13 protein-coding genes are annotated in these 17,000 nt (G+C 56.2%); 12 read left to right on the top strand and 1 reads right to left on the bottom strand.

Annotation, left to right across the window (positions count from 1 at the left end; genetic code table 11):
• Nucleotides 1–8 precede the first annotated feature (8 nt).
• The 7 genes from AC3Y2E_RS22075 to AC3Y2E_RS22045 all read left to right on the top strand — a co-directional run bounded on the left by AC3Y2E_RS22075 (nt 9) and on the right by AC3Y2E_RS22045 (nt 8,332).
• The gene (locus tag AC3Y2E_RS22075) at nt 9–2,249 is read left to right on the top strand and encodes a helix-turn-helix domain-containing protein (RefSeq protein ID WP_379214177.1); all 2,241 of its coding nucleotides are present in this window, start codon (nt 9–11) and stop codon (nt 2,247–2,249) included.
• A gap of 206 nt (nt 2,250–2,455) precedes the next feature.
• On the top strand, nt 2,456–3,367 hold the full coding sequence (locus tag AC3Y2E_RS22070; RefSeq protein ID WP_379214229.1) for an ABC transporter permease: 912 nt from the start codon (nt 2,456–2,458) through the stop codon (nt 3,365–3,367).
• A gap of 277 nt (nt 3,368–3,644) precedes the next feature.
• Nucleotides 3,645–4,505: a carbohydrate ABC transporter permease gene (locus tag AC3Y2E_RS22065; protein ID WP_379214175.1), complete on the top strand. Its 861-nt coding sequence runs from the start codon at nt 3,645–3,647 to the stop codon at nt 4,503–4,505.
• Nucleotides 4,506–4,596: 91 nt separating this feature from the next.
• The gene (locus AC3Y2E_RS22060; RefSeq protein WP_379214227.1) at nt 4,597–6,132 is read left to right on the top strand and encodes an extracellular solute-binding protein; all 1,536 of its coding nucleotides are present in this window, start codon (nt 4,597–4,599) and stop codon (nt 6,130–6,132) included.
• A gap of 18 nt (nt 6,133–6,150) precedes the next feature.
• Complete coding sequence (locus AC3Y2E_RS22055; RefSeq protein WP_379214173.1) at nt 6,151–7,206, top strand: amidohydrolase family protein; 1,056 nt, start codon at nt 6,151–6,153, stop codon at nt 7,204–7,206.
• A 49-nt stretch (nt 7,207–7,255) separates the two neighbouring features.
• Nucleotides 7,256–7,612 (top strand): Rieske (2Fe-2S) protein, encoded by a 357-nt coding sequence (locus AC3Y2E_RS22050; protein ID WP_379214171.1) that lies wholly within the window; start codon nt 7,256–7,258, stop codon nt 7,610–7,612.
• A gap of 390 nt (nt 7,613–8,002) precedes the next feature.
• A complete protein-coding gene (locus tag AC3Y2E_RS22045) occupies nt 8,003–8,332 on the top strand; it encodes a DUF4870 domain-containing protein (protein ID WP_317891232.1) in 330 nt (109 codons plus the stop codon).
• 802 nt (nt 8,333–9,134) lie between these two features.
• Here the strand turns inward: AC3Y2E_RS22045 and AC3Y2E_RS22040 are convergent.
• Nucleotides 9,135–10,016, bottom strand: coding sequence for an AraC family transcriptional regulator (locus tag AC3Y2E_RS22040; RefSeq protein WP_190929557.1), 882 nt, complete (start codon nt 10,014–10,016; stop codon nt 9,135–9,137).
• A 151-nt stretch (nt 10,017–10,167) separates the two neighbouring features.
• Between AC3Y2E_RS22040 and AC3Y2E_RS22035 the strand changes: the two genes are divergently transcribed.
• The 5 genes from AC3Y2E_RS22035 to AC3Y2E_RS22015 all read left to right on the top strand — a co-directional run bounded on the left by AC3Y2E_RS22035 (nt 10,168) and on the right by AC3Y2E_RS22015 (nt 16,992).
• Nucleotides 10,168–11,859, top strand: coding sequence for a hypothetical protein (locus AC3Y2E_RS22035; protein ID WP_379214168.1), 1,692 nt, complete (start codon nt 10,168–10,170; stop codon nt 11,857–11,859).
• Between the two features lie 47 nt (nt 11,860–11,906).
• Nucleotides 11,907–13,793 carry a beta-N-acetylhexosaminidase gene (locus tag AC3Y2E_RS22030; RefSeq protein ID WP_379214166.1) on the top strand — a complete coding sequence of 629 codons (1,887 nt, stop codon included), beginning with the start codon at nt 11,907–11,909 and terminating at the stop codon, nt 13,791–13,793.
• Nucleotides 13,794–13,847: 54 nt separating this feature from the next.
• Nucleotides 13,848–14,978 carry a Gfo/Idh/MocA family protein gene (locus tag AC3Y2E_RS22025; RefSeq protein WP_379214164.1) on the top strand — a complete coding sequence of 377 codons (1,131 nt, stop codon included), beginning with the start codon at nt 13,848–13,850 and terminating at the stop codon, nt 14,976–14,978.
• Nucleotides 14,979–15,048: 70 nt separating this feature from the next.
• The gene (locus AC3Y2E_RS22020) at nt 15,049–15,942 is read left to right on the top strand and encodes a dihydrodipicolinate synthase family protein (protein ID WP_379214162.1); all 894 of its coding nucleotides are present in this window, start codon (nt 15,049–15,051) and stop codon (nt 15,940–15,942) included.
• Between the two features lie 27 nt (nt 15,943–15,969).
• Nucleotides 15,970–16,992 (top strand): zinc-dependent alcohol dehydrogenase, encoded by a 1,023-nt coding sequence (locus tag AC3Y2E_RS22015; protein ID WP_379214160.1) that lies wholly within the window; start codon nt 15,970–15,972, stop codon nt 16,990–16,992.
• Nucleotides 16,993–17,000 lie beyond the last annotated feature (8 nt).

Genomic DNA, 17,000 nt, shown 5'->3' with positions numbered 1-17,000 from the left:
AACCTGCGATGAATCGTCTGTTCAGCGGCCGGATCGCTTTGTTTTGGCAATTGTTCGCCAGCTATTTCGTATTGTTTCTCGTCCCCGTCTTCGTTGCGAGCACGGTTACATATGTCTTCGTCGTCCGTCTGATCGAGAGCGATGCGGAAGCCCGGAGCGACATGCTGATGCGGCATTATTCCGATCAGACCGACTCGGCCTTCACACTGCTGCAGACAAGCATGATCCATATGCTAAGCGCGGCCGATCTGAAAGGATTTCTGAAAGTCGCGGCCGATCCGCCGGACAACCAGCAGCGCAACGAATGGGTTCATTCGCTGATGGAGCAGCTAAACAAGCTCCGCTCCGAAGATCTCGTGACGAACGCCTACTTGTATTTCGCCGGCCACGACCTGGTCATCGATTCGAGGATGCATACTGATAAAACCTATTATTTTCAGTACCATTACAAAATAAGCCAAGCGGACAAAGCGGCGCTGTTCCCCCATCTGACAGGGAAAAAAATGATGGTTTTCACGAAGCCGTACGCGGTGATGCAAAATCCGCTTAACGACGTCGACTCGTTTCCCGGCTCCGTTATCTCCGCCGTGATGAGTTACCCGTTCAATTCCGCTAATCCGGATCTGTACCTGGTCGTTGACGTGAACCGGGATAAGCTTCGCGAGAAGATTGGAATCGGGGAGCCGTGGGTGCTGGGAACCGCGATGGTCGACCGGAGCGGGGAAGCGATCGTCCAGGCCGGCTCGATGGAGCCCGGAGCCAGAGCGAACAAGCTGTCCTCGATTCCGTCGCGGTTTACGGATGCGTGGAGTTATGTCAGCGTCATCGATCTGCAGACACTGCTGGCGCCCGCCCGGCTGATCAGCAAGCTGTGCGTGGCGTTTTTCGGTTTTTTCCTGCTGCTTGGAAGCGCGGTCTCTTACTTGTTAAGCCGGAAGCTGTATGCTCCCATCCATGAGATCAAAACCGGGCTTGTCTCGTTCCGCGATCCGCTCCATGGGTATGATTTCCGCCGGCGGGGCAACGATTTCGATGTCATCAAGCGCTACTCCGATCAGTTGATGACTGAGAACGACCAGTTGTCCCGTCTCGTAACGGGCATGGTTCCGATGGTTCAGGAGCATCTGCTGACGAGGCTGCTGCTCGGCGAATACCGGGACGGGCCGCTTGCAGCAAGCGGGACGGAGGTGCAACGGACGGTGCTGTGTATCGAGCTGCAGGCGTACTCCCGGAAGCCGGAACACGGTATGGAGGAGGAGCCGGAGCCGCCCGGCGCGTCATGGATCGGAGCGATTGCGGAGCGAATCCGCAAGTCATACCCGGGACCGGTGTGGCTGTGTCAGACGAAGCCGGATATCCTGGCGTTCGTCGTCCACCATGAGGCGGCGGAGCAGGGCAGTCCGGACGAGGCGGCGCAGAGGCTAAAGGTGATCGTGCTGCCGTACGCGAAGGTACGCCGAATTACGATCGGCATCGGCAGTACGGCCGATTCTTGGGAGCAGCTCCACCGGTCATACGGACATGCGATGGGGATGCTGGAGTACAAAGGGCTCGGTCCGGAAGTCGAGCTGTGCGGAGAGGAGCGGATGGCGCAGTGCAGGACGGGCTGGGATAGTTTGTTGTCGGCTCAAGATGTGAACCGGTTCGTCAATATGTACAAAAGCCGGGATTACGGCGGATTGCTGAAAAGCGTGTTCGACTTGCTGGATGCGGGGAAGCTCGCCCGGGCGGCCGAGGTCAAGATGTTTTGCTCGGACGTGCTGAATACATGGATTCGTTCGGCGGAGACGGACCGCGGCGATTTTCATATCGCCTTTTACTCCGGCCTGTTCGACAAGCTGAACCGTTGCGTCACCTGGGAAGAAATCCGGCTCTGTCTCCGCGACATTCACGCCGAGCTGTTCCGGCCGGCCGAGCCTTATGCGCGGTGCCGCCAGTTTGCCGAAATCGCGGCGTACATCCGGGAGCACTACAACGAAGAGTTGTCGATCGAACGGTTCGCCCGTCAGCTTAACATGTCGGCCGGCCACTTCAGCCGCACGTTCAAGGAGGAGGTCGGGGACAAATACGTGGAGTACATCGCCAAAGTCCGGCTGGAGAAAGCCAAGCAATATTTGCTGGAGACGGATATGAACATCGACGAAATCGCCGAGAAGGTCGGCTACTGGGGACGGAATTCGCTGATCCCGGTTTTTCGCAAATACGAAGGAACGACGCCTGCGAAGTACCGGGCGATCCACCAGAGATGAGACTTCCTTTTTGCGGACGTCTCTTTTTTTTCCGGCGGAGGCTGATGGCAAGCGGCTTCCCGCGCGATGCAAGAAAGGCGACAGCGGACAAATATACGCGCTTTACGGCCAGCCGGCTCCGGACCTATAGTGGGGCAAGAAAAGGAACACGGCAGGCGAATGAATTGGAACCGTTTACAGAAAGGGCGTGACGCCTGGTGACCTCGATGTCCCGCTTCTGGTTCGTGCTGAAAAAACATAAAGCGTTATATTTGTTAATGCTGCCGGGCATTTTGTATTATTTGATCTTTAAATATTTGCCGATGTACGGGGTCGTCATCGCGTTTCAGAACTTCTCGATCGGTCGGGGGGTGCTCGGCAGCAAGTTCGTGGGGATGAAGCATTTCGTCGAGTTTTTCGTAAACACGCCGGATTCCTGGAAGCTGATCCGCAATACCGTCATGCTGAACGTGTACGATCTGCTGTTCCATTTCCCGGCTCCGGTGCTGCTGGCGCTGCTGTTCCATGAACTGCGCATCCGTTGGTTCAAACGATTCGTGCAGACGATCAGCTACATGCCGCATTTTTTGTCCACCGTCGTTATTGCAGGCATACTCGTGACGTTTCTGTCGCCGTCGACGGGTGTCGTCAATCATATTCTCGTGAAATGGTTCGGCATCGAGCCGATCCTGTTTCTCGGCCTGCCGGAATGGTTTCGGACGATTTATGTAGGCTCGGAGATTTGGCAGCGGGTGGGCTGGGGCACGATTCTGTATTTGGCGGCGATTGCCGGGATCGATCCGACCTTGTACGAGGCGGCCAAAATCGACGGAGCCAACCGGTTCCAGCAAATCCGGCACATTACGTTTGTCGGGATGGTTCCCGTCATGATCATCCTGTTCGTGCTTAACCTCGGCAACTTTATGGAGACGGGATTTCAGAAAATATTGCTGCTGTATAACTCGATGACCTACGAGACGGCGGACGTGATCAATACGTTCGTCTATCGCCGGGGCATCCTGGACGCCGATTTCAGCTTCGCTACGGCGGTCGGTCTGTTCCAGTCGGCGACGGGCTTCGTTCTCGTCGTGCTGGCGAACCGGATCGCGCGGAAATACTCGGAGACGAGTCTTTGGTGAGGGGGAACCTTGCGAGTTGAACTAGACATCATCCACGAATAAGCCAAATGAAATGTAGAAAGAAATTAGCTTGAAAGCGAGTTTTGGCTAAGAGTTTTCGTCAGAAAGCTGCTTCGGAAGGATACGCTTTGAGTGTCAACAATCCGAAGGCCAATATAATCCAAGGACACTCAAAACAAGATGTCTGAAGCTTCAAGCAATTTTTTCGGAGTGAAATGACATAAAAACTAGTTCAACTTGCAAGCATTGTCGTAAGTAAAGCTTGAGGAGGAGGGTTATGAAGATCAGGGAAAGCTGGATGTCCAGACTGTTTGATATCGTGAATGTGACGGGCATGATCGTGCTTATTATCGTGATGGTGTATCCGATGGTGTACGTGTTCTCGGCTTCGATCAGCAACCATGCGATGGTCGCGAGCGGCCAGGTGCTGTTATGGCCGAAAGCGGTGACGCTGGCCGCTTACGAGCGGCTTGTATTTAACCCGGATTTGTGGATCAGCTACTGGAATACGATCCGGTACACGGTCGTCCATACGGCGCTTACGCTGGTCGCAACCTCGGCGATGGCGTACCCGCTCGGGAAAAAGTGGCTGCCCGGCCGCCGGGCGATCTTGCTGATGGCGGCGTTTACGATGCTGTTCAGCGGCGGACTCATCCCGACCTTCCTCGTCGTCCAGAAGCTGGGGCTGCTCAATTCGATCTGGGCGATCGTCCTGCCGACGCTGATCAGTACGTGGCATCTGTTCATTATGCGGACGTTTTTCGAAGCGCTGCCGGAGGAGCTGGAGGATGCGGGTACGATCGACGGCTGCGGCTCGTTCCAGGTGCTGCTGCGGATCGTGCTTCCGTTGTCGCTGCCGGTGATGGCTACGATCGGGCTGTTTACAGCGGTCGGACAATGGAACGCGTTCTTCGACGCGCTTATCTACTTGAATGACCGCAGCATGTACCCGCTTCAGATTATGCTTCGCAACATTTTGATCGCCGGCACGAACGTGCAGGGGGAAGGAGATCTCAGCCATCTGGAGACGCTCAAATACGCGATGATTATGATTGCCACGCTGCCGATTTTGTGCGTATATCCGTTTATCCAGAAATATTTCGTACAAGGCACGATGATCGGCGGCATCAAAGGGTAGGTACGGATTCCCCGAATCCGCATCTATAGATCCATTTCTACGATACGAAAGGGAGGCGGCCCCATTGAGGAGAAAAACGATCGCAGCGGCGATGGCGACAGTGATGCTGGGCGGATTGGCGTCGGCGTGCAGCGGCAAGGACGAACCCGGACCGGACGGCAAAACGCCGGAAGCCGGTACGAAGAAACCGGTTACGTTTTCTTGGCTCGTGTACGACCGGACGGAAGGCAAAGTGCGGACGGACTGGGAAATTTTCAAAGAAATCGAGGCGAAAACCGGTGTGAAGGTCGACTTTCAGGTCGTCAGCCAGGAAGGGCTGACCGAGAAGCGGCAAATTATGATCGCGACGAACTCCGTGACCGATTTCATCCAGGTAACGACCCAGGAAGGGCGCGAGAACGGGCCGGAGAAAGTGTTCTTGAACCTGAAGGATTACTTGAACATCGCGCCGAATCTGAAAAAGTTTTACGATACGTACCCCGAGGCGAAGGCGCTCGCGACCGGCGCGGACGGCGGATTGTACACGGTGCCGGTGCTCGAAGGCGATGCGGCGGGCAAAGGGTTCAACTTCATCTGGTACGCCCGCAAAGATTTGATGACCAAAAACAATCTGAAGGAACCGACAACGCTGGAGGAATTTTATCAGTTTCTGAAGGCGCTGAAGGAGAAATACCCGGATACGTATCCGCTCGTCTCCAACTCACCGATCGGCGACACCGGTCTGTACACCGTATTCGGCAGGGCGTTTACAGGCATTCAAGGCTTCTTCAACCTGAATCCGGCCAACGACCAATACGCGTTCGCCCCGTATCACAGCGGATTCAAGGATGCGATCGTGTACATGAACCGCCTGTACGCCGAGAAGCTGCTCGATCCCGAATATTCGCTGCTGACGCAAGCGCAGTGGGAGGAGCGCATTCTGAAAGGGAAGTCGCTCGTCACCTATTTCTGGAAAGCGGATCTGGAACCGCTCACCGAGAAAGCGAAAAAAGCCGGCGCTCCCGCCGACTACGAGTTTGACGCGATCCCGCAGTTCGCCGCCTCCGGCATCAAAAACTACCAGTACTCACGTTCGCTGGTCGGCGCCAGCGGCAGGGCGATCTCGGCCAAGGTGAAAGACAAGGAGAGAGCGGTCCAATTCCTCGATTACCTCGTCGGCGAAGAAGGCTCGAACTATCTGTCCCTCGGCATCGTGAACAAGACGTATACGATCGAGAACGGCAAGCCGCTATATATGAAGGAATTCGGAGCGAGCCCGTACGTGCCGCTGCGCCGCGATTACGGAGTCTGGTATGACAACATCACGCTCGATAACGCCAAGTCGCGCGACGCCTGGGAACGGGGGCTGAACGAGAAAAGCAAGGCGATCAACGCGAAGTACGAGAAATATATTATCCCGGCGCCTAAAGCGATCGTCAAAACCGAGGCCGAGCTGGAGCTGGAGAAATCGAAACTGAGCAATCTGAACAAATTTCTTGAGCAGAAAATGACCGAGTTCGTAACCGGCAAAACGCCGATCAACGATACGACGTACAACCAATTCATCGAGCAGGCGAAAAAGCTCGGAGCGGACGAATTGCTGGCGATGTACAATACCGCCTACAAGCGGACCTACGGAACGAAATAGGCTGGAGGCGAGGAGCGAATGACGGAAAGCTTCAAGGTCATCGACGTCGACGTCCACAATGAGCAGAACGATTCGGCGTTAGTCCTGTATTTGCCCGAGCCGTGGAAAAGCCGGGTGGCGGCCGGGGGGATCGGCTCCGTCGGTTCCGGCTATCATTCGCCGGTCGGCGTGCTGCGACGGGATGCGGTTCCTCCGGGAGGCGGCAAGGCGGGCTCCGACCCGGATTACATGATCAAGCAGCTGATCGAGCGTTATGACATGGAGTACGCGATTCTGACCGGAGTTATATACAATATCGCGGCAACCCACGACGCCGATTTCGCGGCGGCGATCTGCTCGGCCTACAACGACTTTCTGATCGCGGAATGGCTCGGCAAAAGCAAGACGTTTAAAGGGGCGATGGCCGTATCGACGCTGGACCCGCTGCTTGCGGCCCGGGAAATCGACCGGCTCGCCGGTCATCCGGATATCGTCGAGGTGATTATCTCCAGCGCGGCTCGCATGCCGCTCGGCCAGCGGTTTTATCACCCGATCTACGAGGCGGCGGAGCGAAACGGCCTGCCGCTCGCCCTTCACCCGGGAGCGGAAGGGGCGGGCAGTACGACGGCGCCGACGGCGGCCGGTTATCCTTCGCGGTATATCGAGTGGCATACGTGCCTGTCGCAGACGTTCATGACCCATCTGGTCAGCATGGTATGCGAAGGCGTCTTCGTCAAATATCCGAACCTGAAGGTGGTGCTGATCGAAGGCGGCATCGCCTGGCTGCCCGGACTGATGTGGCGGCTGGACAAAAACTACAAGGCGCTCCGCTCCCAGGTGCCGTGGCTGACGAAGCTGCCGAGCGAGTATATCCGCGAACACGTCTTCATCTCGACACAGCCGATCGAGGAGCCCGATAATCCGCAGCATTTGATCGATCTGTTCAATATGATCGACGCGGAGAATATCATCTTGTATGCGAGCGATTACCCGCATTGGGATTTCGACGCGCCTACGGAAATTTTGAAGCGGCTGAGTCCGGAGGCGAAGCGCAAAATCTTTTACGAGAACGCCAGGAAGCTGTATAGGCTGTAACCGGACGGGTGCAGGAAACCGGAAGCCTAAAAGGAGGGCGGAAGGGAGCATGGCGGTGCATTACGTGTTGGAGGCGGACGATCTGGAGGATGGCGGACGAACGATCGTTAGCGTCGAAGGACGGGAGATCGGCGTGTACCGGATCGGTGGGCAGTTTTATGCGGTTCATAACTATTGCCCGCACCAGGGAGCCCCTCTCTGCAAAGGAGTCGTATGCGGGACGACGCTGCCGTCGGACGTGTACAAGTACGAATACGGCCGGGGCGGAGAGATTGTCCGCTGTCCGTGGCACGGCTGGGAATTCGACATCAAGACGGGCAAATCGCTTATAAGCGGGAAGGTTCGGGCCCGGACTTATAAAGTGGAGGTGAGCGAAGGGAAAGTAGGAATTGTGATCGGTAGTTGAAGGAAGGGGTCCGAACGATCGCTTGCGCACACGAGCAGAAGGCTGCCGGACGACCCGGCAGCTTTTGCTGTACGCGGACGCGCCGGGTTTTGTCGATAAAAGCGGATCGATGCAAAAAAATAATACGAATCGCTGTCGTAAAAAGAAGGAAATGAGGGAATAAACGCCAAATAATAAGTCATACACGTATCAAGGAGCCATCAAGTTGTGTATCTCGCGCGACTGCGAAGCATTCACACAACCGGCATTGGTGGAGAGGCAAGCGGAAGGAAGGTGAGCAGCCGTTGCCAGCACGTGCAGCTCCGCTGCGCGGTCTGGAGCAAGCGCAGAACGTATAGAGGAAGCCGGCAATTTTTAATAGCTGCATCTTACAATTAGAGAGGAATGATCGTGTTGAGTACGTTTTCTAATGGTGACCAGTCGGATATTGACAAGAACAAAGGGATTGCAATTTTGGCGTACATCATTTTCTTCATCCCGCTTCTGACGGCCAAAGATTCCAAATTCGCGATGTACCATGCCAATCAGGGGCTGCTGCTGTTAATCACCGCGGTAGGCATTAACATTATCAGCACAGTCATTCCGTTTATCGGCTGGTGGATCATCGGGCCGCTCGGCAATTTGGCCGTATTTGTACTTCTTATTCTGGGCATCATCAACGCGGCGAACGGCCAGCGCAAGCCGCTTCCTTTGATCGGCGGATTCGAAATTTTGAAATAATAAAATTTGCCGAGGCAAGATGCAAGACACCCGCTTCCGGGATGGAGGCGGGTGTTTTTTGTCGATAGGGATAGTGTCTAAATTCTTCACCGGGGTATGCAGAGGAGTGGCCGGTTCCCTTGTCGAGTCAGCGGGTATCGCATGACGTTCAGCGTGAGTGACTTGGACCTTCTGTTCTGCCTCAAGCACGGAAGGAACCAAATAAGAGCGGTTTGCGAGGCTGTCGATTCAATGTGGACAACCAAGTGGAAAGGGAAAAGATTACCTTCTGGCGAGTTTTGTCTGGAATCCCCTACCTTACAATCCTTATGAAATCAAGGGATTCCGGACAACCTGTCTGAGCAGAAGAAGGTAACTTTTCACTTGGAACGGCCTGCTAACACTTCTACACAATGAATCGACAGTCTCGTTTGCAGCCGTTATTTTTTCCAAAACCCGCTTGCATAGGGAAATAAGAGCGGTTTGAAGCTGTTAAAATCGGCGAAAAGGGGGCAAGCGACGAATGGGCTGAAATAAGGGGGCAAACCGCCTCTATTGATCTCTGGTAGCCCAACATCGGATCGCAAAATAAGGGGGAACGGGCTTCATCTGGAGTGGGGTTGTTTCCCGCAAAAAAAACTCATCAATGCGCATCTGAAGCGCGGGAGGTACCCAATCCTCCCACACACCAGCGTGCAGGTTTCCACATCAAGTGATCGTCCGGGCGTCTTTACCGGACGGTTTTTCCTTTTAGGCAGCAGGTTTGGAGCGGTGTGGGCACGCCGGGAGCTGCATCCTCCGCAGAAGCAGGCTGGCCCCGGCATCAGCCTGCATCGTGATGCTTCGCGCGAAACTCCGCAGCCGACATGCCGGCGAATTTACGGAAGAGGCGGGAGAAGTAGGCGGCGTCCTCGAAGCCGAGCTTTTTGGATATTTCCTTGATCTGCATACTGGTCATCCGCAGCAGCTTTTTCGCTTCGGATATTTTTAGCCGGTTCACGTACTCGTTCAGCGAGTAGCCGGTATTCTGGTAGACGATGCGGCGAAGCGTGGAGCGTGATATATGATTGCGTTCCCAGATTTGGCGCTCGTCCCAGGTCTGGTACAGGCTGCTTGCGATATCCTCCAATATTTGCAGCGTAAATTCCGGCTTGCGGCTGGGTCTGTCGTTCGTTTTCCTGCTTTCGTTCGCCAAACAAAAATCGTAGATAAGCGACTCGAGCAGCAGCGCCGCCCGGTCGGCATTGTCGGCTAGACCGCTTTCCATATAGTCGCCGATCGTTTCGATTTTGCGAACCCATTTGCTGTCCATCCCGATCCGAAACACCGTATCCGTATCCTGCAGCAGGCTGTTCTCCAGCCATTCCTGAACGCGGCTGCCCTCGAAGTACACATAATACTCGTCCCAGTCTTCCCCGGGATCCGGCCCGTAATGAAACACATCGTCCGGGTGCTCCCAGAACAGGCAGCCTGCTTCCAGCCGCTGGACAGGTCCGTCCCCCACCTGAAACGTTCCGCGTCCCTTTACGATATAAGTCAGCGCCCAGCTTTCCGGCTTCGCCCCTCTGCGCATCAAGATTCTTCCGGGCAGATGCCCGAACTGGATCGGGGTTAATCCTTTTATTTTCAGCTTGGAGCGGTCGACCTTCAAATCGATAATGCGAATGGGCAGCGGACTGATCACATAGTCCAAGAACTTGGTCACCGGTTGCCTACCCTCCCTTTCTGATCCTTGCTATTGTTATTGATATAGAGCTTTATGCTTGATGATCATACAGTGGCCGCCAGTTCCGGGGCAGGACACCCGAAGCTTCGGAAACGCCGCTGGCAGCGAACTGTACAGAAGGGGTGGCGACTTGAGCAACGCAGCAGACGGCCTTCGCGCTCTTCCGCTTGTAATCGCGGATCCTAGAAACGAACGCCATTCGATTTTCTCCGATGTGCTGGAGCCTTATTTGAACCAAATGGGAATATCCTTTGAATTACTTGAGCAGGCCGCCGGACCGTTTACCGGAGCCGAATTGTCGCAGTGGCCCCTGATCATTCTCGCCCATCCGGGCTGCTTGTCCGGTCAAACCGAGCTGGCTTCCGCGGTCGTCCGGGCTGTCGAAGCAGGAACCGGGCTTGTCAGTTTCGGCGAACAGATCGCGCCATGGGCGCACAGCTATGCCGGAAGCGAAGCGTCGACATTCGTGGCGATCCGCGATGCGGATCATCCGATCAGCCGGCTTCACCGCCAAGGCGAAAGGCGCAGGCATTACCATCTGAATAAAGAAATCACCCCGGCGATCTCCAGCTCCGCAGCGCCGCTCGTCACGCTCGGCTCGGGACCGCTGCTCAGCGTCGTCCAAGCGGACGGTCAAGGGCGCGTTGCTGTATGGTCGACGCTGGAATGGGGAAGGCACGATGTCCTCGGTCCGCTGTACGGGTTGGACGATTTGCTGTGGCGGTCGATCGTATGGGCGGCCCGCAAGCCGTTCGTAACGCGAAGTCTGCCGCCGTTTCTGACGATGCGAATCGACGATGTATCCGGGTTCGGACAGCTCAAAGGCGGAGCTACCGGCCTGTACTGGCTCCGCGATTGCGTCGAGCTCGGCTGGAAGCCATGGGTCGGCTTGTTCCTGGACGATCTGACTCCGGATGTGCTTGACGAGCTTCGGCCGATGCTGCGTCAGAACCAAGTGACGGCATGTCCGCACGCATTCTCTTACTGGGATTTCGGTTATTTCCGCCATACCCCGAAATATCCGGATCAGGGCTATTGGTCGGAGGCGGCCGCATGCGAGCCGTATACGGAATCCGAGGTGCTCGATCGGGTCCGGCGCGTAGAGGCATGGTATGCCAAACATCCGGATATTCCGATGTCCAAAGTGTTCGTTCCGCATTATTACGAGCTGTCGGAAGGCTACATGCCCCATCTGGCGCGCTGGGGCTGCGAATTTATCTGCTCGATGAATCCGGAGAACACCCCATACCCGGGTACGATGACGTTCGGCGGACCGTATTACAAAAAAACGACGCCTCCGACACAGACTACACCGGTGTTTTATGCCGACTGGTACCCGGCCAAAGAGGAGAAGTACCGGAAATCGCTATTCGCCAGCATTACGGAAATCCGCGACGATAACGGATACGAGTGGGCGCCTAACAATAAGGTGGACGATACGATCCAGCACGGCATCAACCAAATATCCCGGGCGCTTGACGCCCAGGTGCTGGCCCAGCTGTTCACTCACGAATCCGGTTACATCCAGTATATCAAACCTGACCACTGGAAAGCGATCATGGAAGCGATAACGGATACGTTCGCTGCAAGAGGCGTCATTCATACGACGCTGGATGATGCTATGGCCTACATGCGCGATCTTCATGAGAGCCGGCTGATCGGTGCGGCTTGCGTTGACGGAGAACTTGAGGTCCGCTTCGAGGGGACGAGCGCAGGCCAGACGAAAATAGCCGTCTACGCGGACGATACGCTGGAGCCCGTATGGCGGGAGATCCGGCCGTTTAACGGGACGCACCGCGAAACGATGCCGGTCCGAAAATAATACGACTATTAAAGAAGCAACGCTCATAGAAGGAGAGGAGTATAGTTATGCAGCTTCATTTTCATGGGGATATTGCAGATTTGCAGCAAGGAATCGATATATTGGCAGGGGAGCTCGGATTCCGCAGCGGAGCGGACGGTTTGTCCGTTCATGTAAAGCGTCACGAAGGTCCGGAACTTATCGTACACAAGGACCAGGACGGGATTACCATCTCTTATACGCGCAAAATTCACTTTTTCCGGGCGGCAGGTTTGCTGGTGGAAGCGCTGCAGGACGGACGGGAGATGTTTACGATCCGCGAACGCCCCCAATTCTCGATGAACGGGCCGATGTTCGACGTGTCCCAGGGCAATTCGGTGATGAAAACCGAGACGGTCAAACGGTTTATCCGGATGATGGCTGTAATGGGGCTCGATATGTTCATGCTGTATGCGGAAGACAGCTACGACGTGAAGGAGCAGCCTTACTTCGGCTACATGAGAGGCCGGTACTCGCAGGACGAAATTCGCGAGCTGGACGATTACGCTGATATGTTCGGCATCGAGATGATTCCTTGCATACAGACGCTCAGTCATTTAAAAGACGTGCTGAAATGGAATACGTTCGCCGATATTCGCGACGATGAAGAAACGATGCTGGTCGGCGAGCCGAAAACGTACGAGTTTATCGAGCAAATGATCAAGGCGGCCGCGGCTCCCGTCCGTACGAAACGGATTCATATCGGGATGGACGAAGCGTGGAAGCTCGGTCAAGGGCATTACTTGGCCAAAAACGGCTACCGCTCGAAATTCGAAATTATGAACGAGCATCTGCACCGTGTCCTGGAGATTACCCGCCGCCTCGGCCTGGAGCCGATGATGTGGAGCGACATGTATTTCCGTGCCGGCTCCAAGACGGGCGCTTATTACGACAAAGAATGTGTTATCCCGCAATCTACGATCGACGCGATGCCGAAGGACGTACAGTTCGTCTATTGGGACTACTACCATTACGACGAAGAGTTTTATGTTGATTGGATCCAGCGCCACAAATCGTTCGGCTCCACCCCCGTATTCGCAGGCGGCATCTGGAACTGGAGAGGCTTCGTCCTCAACTACGGCGCGACCATGAAGTCGACGAACGCGGCGCTGAATGCGTGCAAGAAGGAAGGCATTACCGAGATTATCGCCACGTTGTGGGGCGACGACGGAACGGAATGCGACTGGTTTTCGGCGATTCTCGGCCTTCAGCTGTTCGCCGAGCACGGCTACGCGGACGAATTGTCCGAAGAGAAGCTGCGCAAGCGGTTTGCTTTCTGTACCGGCGGCCAGTATGACGACTTCATGGACATCCGCTGGGTGGACGAAGCGCCGGGAATCGGCAAGGACAATCTGGAGACGGCCAACCCGTCGCGCGTGTTGCTGTGGCAGCAGCCGATGATGGGGCTGTTCGACGCCAACTTGAACGGACGGGAGTTCGACAGCTATTATACCGGGCTGGAGAAAAAGTTTGCGGCGATCAAGGAACGAAGCGGCGAATACCGGCCGATCTTCGATATTCTCCAGAAGTTGTGCGCCGTACTTTCGGTGAAGGCCGAGCTCGGAGTGAACCTGACGAAAGCTTACCTCGCCGGGGACAAAGAGAAGCTTAACGATTACGCGAACGTCGTCCTGCCCGATCTGATCGGCAAAGTGCGCGAGCTGCAGGCAAGCCACCGCGACCGCTGGTTCGAGGTCAACAAGGCGTTCGGCTGGGAAGTGCTCGATTTCCGCTATGGCGGGCTGATCCTCGCGCTGGAAACCTCGGCGAAGCGGATCGCGGACTATGTATCCGGCAAAGCCGCCAAGCTGGAGGAGCTTGAAGAAACACGGCTGTTGTTCCAAGGCGTGGAAGGATTACTCGATTGTTACTGGTATCAGTTCATTCCGACGGCGAGCCGTCTTGCCCAGCCGTAAGCAGGTCGGCTGCGTTGAAGTCGGACTCATACAAGAGCGGCAGGAGGATTGTCCATGACGATCAAAGTAGGGATCGCAGGGGTACGTGGATTGAGCGCGTTGATGGGATTTCGCTCGATCCCGGATGTGGAGGTCACCGCTTTTTGCGATCTCAACGAAGATTTGCTGAACGCGACCGCCGAGAAGTACGGAATCGCGAACAAGTACCGATTATTTGAGGATATGATTCAATCCGATATCGATGCGGTCGTCATCTCCACGCCGATGCAGCACCATGTCCGCCAGTCGATCGAGGCGCTGTATGCGGGCAAGCACGTCTTGTGCGAGGTGACGGCGGGCGTGTCGATGGAGGAGCTGTGGTGGCTCATCGAGACGGTGGAGAAGAGCGGCCGCACCTATATGATGGCTGAAAACAACTGTTATTTGCCGGAAAACCGCATCATCGGCGAAATGATTCGCCGGGGGATGTTCGGCGATATCTATTACGGCGAAGGCGAATACATCCACGAGCTAAAGAAAAGAACGCTGTACCCGGATGGCACGCCGAACTGGAGATCGTTTTGGCAGTACGGCCGAAGAGGTTCCTTTTATCCGACCCACAGCATCGGTCCGTTGATGAAATGGTTCGAAGGCGACCGGATCCGTTCGGTCATCACATGCGGTACCGGCTGGCATACGGCGCCGCAATTCAGCCAGGAGGATACGGCGGTTACGCTGTGCCAGCTCGAAAGCGGCAAGCTGCTGAAGCTGCGGGTCGACTGCATCTCGGAGCGGCCGCATAACCCGGCCTATTATTCGCTGCAGGGCACGAAGGGTTGCTACGAGGCGCCGAGAGGGATGGGCGACGATCACAAGCTGTGGCTAAACCATATGGATCCGGATACGGACAGTGCGAAATGGCGGCCGCTCCATATGTATGCGGACCTGCTGCCGGAGCGGTACAAGACGGCGACAGACGAGCAGAAAAACGCCGGGCACCGGGGCTCGGACTTTTTCCTCATCCACGATTTCGTCGATGCGGTGCGTACGGGCGGACGCCCGCCTGTAGACGTATACGAAGCGTGCGAGTGGACGGCGGTCGGCCTGTTGTCGGAGCTGTCGGTCATGAACGGCGGCCGTCCTGCGGAGATGCCGAACTTCCGTAAAAATATGCCGATGTCCGAAAAAATTACGAAAATGCTGTAGTGGAATCCGATTTCCGAAGGTGCAGTTATAGTACGAGGGCAACCATAATAACGGGGATGGAGAGATATCCATGGCGCTACAAGGCAATATTCCGGTCATACCGACACCTTTTCTGAACGGGGAGGTCGAGTATGCCGCATTCGACCGGCTTCTGGCTTACACGCTGGACTCGGTTGACGGTTATGTCGCATGCGGCAGCACGGGAGAAGCTCCTGCGCTGACCGCGCAGGAACGGATCGAGATCGTCCGGTATTTGTCCGAGCGGATGCCGGCCGGCAAAGAGCTCGTGGTCGGACTCGGTCATACGAATCTGAAAGAAGCGATCGAGCTTGGCAAAGCGGCCGCCGATTGCGGAGTGCGGGCGGCGCTCGCCCCGAGTCCGTATTATTTTCCGAATTCCTTGAAGATGGTGGCGGAATATATGACCGCCCTGGCGGAAGGAACCGGTCTGGAGCTGGTGTTCTACGACAATCCGGTAACGACCAAGACGTTGTTTTCGACCGGAGATTTGCTGCAGCTGGCAGAGGACGTTCCGTCTATTACAGCGATCAAGATGACCGATCACAACTTGGGGAAAGTGCGCGAGCTGAAAGCGCATTCCGACCTGACCGTTTTCGGCGGGGACGATATCATCTGCTTCCGCTCGTTCGAGGCGGGAGTGGACGGCAGCATGATTATAGCGCCGATCATTTTTCCCGAAGCGTTCCGCGACAGCTGGAAGGCGTATCGTTCCGGAGACCGGACGGAAAGCTACCGGATCTTCTCGCGGACGCTGCTACCCTTCATCCATATGTTCGGTCCCGGCGACGAGATTCCGACGACGAAGGCGCTGTTCCGCGAGCTCGGCCTGTTCTCCAGTGCGGAGACAAGACTGCCGCTGCTTCCCGCGGACACCAAGCGGATCGGCGAGTTGATGCTCGGATACGAGGCGGGCAAAAACGGCCTATTGTCATTGGGCGTATAAACGATACCGGGAAGGAGGGCGTCCAAGTTGAAAGCATTGATCTATGAAGGTCCGAAGCAGATGCGTATCCGCGAAGTCGAGCGTCCGGAGCCCGCCGAAGACGAGGTGCTGATCCGCGTGGCGTATTCCGGCATATGCGGCTCCGAACTAAGCGGCTATTTGGGGCATAATGCGCTGCGGCAGCCTCCGCTTATATTCGGCCATGAGTTTGCCGGTACGATCGAATCGATTGGAGAGCGAGCGGTGCGCCAGACGACGCTCTCGCCAGGACAACGAGTGACGGCCAATCCGCTTGTGACGTGCGGACTATGCTCGTATTGTCTCGCGGGACGCCAGCAGCTGTGCACAAGCCGCAAGCTGCTCAGCGCCGCCCTGCCGGGAAGCAATGCGGAGTGGGTTAAGCTTCCGGCCCGTTTCGTTTATCCGCTGCCGGATTCTATATCGTTCAAACAGGGGGCTCTAGCCGAGCCGCTCGCTTGCGGCGTGCGAGCGGCGGAGCTGGCCGCTCCGCGTCCCGGCGACCGGGCGATTGTCTTCGGGCTTGGCCCGATCGGGCTGTTCGTCATTCAGGCGCTGCAAGTATACGGCGTGGAGACGATCTACGCGGTAGATTTGCACCGGGAGCGGCTGGACATGGCCGAGGAGCTCGGGGCGAAGCCGATTGATCCAAAAGCAGGCGACGTTGCCGCGGAGGTTCGCGCCGGGGGAGCGCTTGGGGTCGAGATCGCCGTCGATGCGGTAGGATCGGGAATTACGCGCCGACAATGCGCGGAGCTGACCGCTCCGGGAGGCAAGGTTGTATTTACGGGGCTGCACGAAGCGGAATCGCCCCTGCCGGTCAACGTAATGATTCGTAATGAAATAACGGGCTTCGGCTCTTTCGCATATTCGGCGGCCAATTTTGAGACGGCGCTGAGGCTGCTGGCCGAAGGAAAAGCCGGCTTTCCCGAGAATTGGCTGACGGAAGCCCCGCTTGAGGAAGGGGCGGTCTGGTATGAGAAACTGCTGGGCAACCCCGGCAAGGTGGCGAAAGTGTTATTAAGACCGTAATTGGAGGT

It is taken from the genome of Paenibacillus sp. MAH-35 (assembly GCF_058135425.1).
Note: the sequence above shows the minus strand (reverse complement) of the source record. Positions and strands in the feature narration are given on the sequence as shown.

Coding starts and splice junctions, on each gene's coding strand:
- AC3Y2E_RS22075 (WP_379214177.1), top strand. CDS start 9: ATGAATCGTCTGTTCAGCGGCCGGATCGCTTTGTTTTGGCAATTGTTC.
- AC3Y2E_RS22060 (WP_379214227.1), top strand. CDS start 4,597: ATGGCGACAGTGATGCTGGGCGGATTGGCGTCGGCGTGCAGCGGCAAG.
- AC3Y2E_RS22025 (WP_379214164.1), top strand. CDS start 13,848: ATGACGATCAAAGTAGGGATCGCAGGGGTACGTGGATTGAGCGCGTTG.
- AC3Y2E_RS22070 (WP_379214229.1), top strand. CDS start 2,456: ATGTCCCGCTTCTGGTTCGTGCTGAAAAAACATAAAGCGTTATATTTG.
- AC3Y2E_RS22065 (WP_379214175.1), top strand. CDS start 3,645: ATGAAGATCAGGGAAAGCTGGATGTCCAGACTGTTTGATATCGTGAAT.
- AC3Y2E_RS22055 (WP_379214173.1), top strand. CDS start 6,151: ATGACGGAAAGCTTCAAGGTCATCGACGTCGACGTCCACAATGAGCAG.
- AC3Y2E_RS22050 (WP_379214171.1), top strand. CDS start 7,256: ATGGCGGTGCATTACGTGTTGGAGGCGGACGATCTGGAGGATGGCGGA.
- AC3Y2E_RS22030 (WP_379214166.1), top strand. CDS start 11,907: ATGCAGCTTCATTTTCATGGGGATATTGCAGATTTGCAGCAAGGAATC.
- AC3Y2E_RS22020 (WP_379214162.1), top strand. CDS start 15,049: ATGGCGCTACAAGGCAATATTCCGGTCATACCGACACCTTTTCTGAAC.